Origin of the sequence: Actinocatenispora comari, from assembly GCF_017312725.1 — a bacterium.
Taxonomy (GTDB): Bacteria; Actinomycetota; Actinomycetes; order Mycobacteriales; family Micromonosporaceae; genus Actinocatenispora; species Actinocatenispora comari.
Map to the genome: position 1 here is coordinate 1 of NZ_BOPO01000098.1, position 1749 is coordinate 1749.

Sequence of the window (1749 nt, forward strand, 5' to 3'; positions counted from 1 at the left end):
GCGAAGCGGGCCACCACGGCGAAGCGGGCCACCACGGCGAAGCGGGCCACCACGGCGAAGCGGGCCACCACAGCGAAGCGGGCCACCACAACCAAGCGCGCGACCGCCGCCAAGCGGCCGGCCGCGACCAAGCGCACAACGGCGGCCACGCGGCCGGCCACGACCAAGCGCGCGACAGCGACCAAGAAGGCCACGGCTACCAAGCGGGCCACGGCCACCAAGCGTGCGACGCCTACCAAGCGCGCGACGGCTACCAAACGGGCCACGCCTACCAAGCGCGCGACGGCTACCAAGCGGACCACGGCGACCAAGCGCGCGACGGCTACCAAGCGGGCCACGGCTACCAAGCGGGCCACCGCGGCGAAGCGCACCACGACGAAGCGGGCTGCGCCGGCCAAACGGAGCACGACCAGCCGCGCCACGGCGGCTCGCAAGACCGCCACGAAGCGCACCACCGCCAAGCGGGCGACACCGCCGAAGCGCGCCACCACGCGCACGACGACCGCCCGTGCCGGCACCGCGCGCAAGGCGACGACCAGGCCGGGCACGGCGCGCAAGACCGCCACCCGGGCGAGCACCGCGCGTAAGACGACCGCCCGCAAGGCGACCACGGCGCGCAAGACGGCCGCCAGCAAGGCGACCACCGCGCGCAAGACCACGGCCAAGCGGGCCACCGCCACGAAGCGGGCCGCCCCGGCCAAGCGCGCCACGGCGAAGCGGGCGAGCTCGACGGCCCGGACCACGACGCGCCCGGCGGCCAAGCGGGCCACCGCCGCGAAACGCACGACCGCGCGCAAGACCACGGCGAAGCGTGCACCGGCGACGAGGACCGGCGCGCGGAGCACGACGGCGCGCACGGCCACCCGGAAGACCACGCCGGCCCGGAAGACCGCGGCAACCCGGAAGACGGCGGCTCGCAAGAGCACGGCGGGCCGTACGACGACCGCGCGGAAGTCCGCCACCGGGCGGGCGAGCGGCGCCCGCACGTCGGCCAGCAAGCGCGCACCGGCCCGCAAGTCCGCGGCCAAGCGCGCGCCCGCGACGAGGACGGCGGCCCGCGCCACGACCGCTCGCCGGACGGCGGCATGGAAGTCCGCGACGAAGCGGGCGGGTACCCGGAGTGTCGCGAAGCGTGCTCCGGCACGGAAGTCGGCGGCCAAACGTGCGCCGGCGACCAGGGCAGCGGCACGCAAGACGACCGCCCGTACGACGGCGGCCCGAACGGCGGCGGCGAAGCGGGCGGGCAGCGCGACGAAGCGTGCTCCGGCGCGAAAGTCGGCCGCCAAGCGTGCTCCGGCACGGAAGTCGACGGCCAAGCGTGCTCCGGCACGAAAGTCGACGGGCACCGGGACCAGCGCGCGGACGAGCGCCGCACGCAAGAGCGCGCCGCGCACCAGTACGGGGCGCACGAGCAGTACCACACGCAGGAGTGCGGCCACCCGGGCACCCGCCCATCGGACCGCGGCGAAGCGCGCTCCCGCGCGGAAGTCGGCGGCGAGCCGTGCTGCCGGCCGGAAGCCGGCGGCGAGTCGAACTCCCGGGCGGAAGTCGGCGGCGAGTCGTGCTCCGGCGCGGAGGTCGGTGGCGAAGCGGGCGCCGGCCGGCCGGCGAACCGGGGCGCGCAAGGCGCCTGCGGGTAGGTCGGCCGCGCGTGGCGGCACGGCGCGCAAGCCGGCCGGTCGAACGGGCGCGGCACGCGGCTCGGCGGCGCGGCGGCCGGCGGCGAGCCGTACCGCCTCCGCCGCGAGC

1 protein-coding gene is annotated in these 1749 nt (G+C 77.4%); it reads left to right on the forward strand.

Annotated features, from left to right (window positions below; genetic code table 11):
• Nucleotides 1-1749: histone H1-like repetitive region-containing protein (locus NUM_RS37980; RefSeq protein WP_370467046.1), on the forward strand; the 1749-nt coding region annotated here is incomplete at both ends.